The 215-nt window shown below is 50.7% G+C and carries 1 protein-coding gene; it reads right to left on the reverse strand.

The window, feature by feature from the left end; all coding sequences use genetic code 11:
- The coding region (locus EO132_RS19325) for a hypothetical protein (protein ID WP_205780367.1) at positions 1 to 215 on the reverse strand (215 nt) is incomplete at both ends.

Below are 215 nucleotides of genomic sequence, written 5' to 3' on the forward strand. Positions count from 1 at the left end.
GCATCTGCGGCTATGTCTGTTGATTCCACGCCCCCTGCCGCAATTTTATCGGTTGTGATTGCGTCGTTGGCTATGTCACCAGTGCCTACTTCTCCGTCGATGATCATAGCAGATGTGATGGAGTTGTCCGCCACATCCAATTGTACATCCTCGAACATGGCATTTGTCGGTGTTCCAGAAATGGCAATGGTACCGTTGGTGGATGAGAGTGATCC

Origin of the sequence: Flagellimonas oceanensis (genome assembly GCF_003992595.1) — a bacterium.
Lineage (GTDB): Bacteria > Bacteroidota > Bacteroidia > Flavobacteriales > Flavobacteriaceae > Flagellimonas > Flagellimonas oceanensis.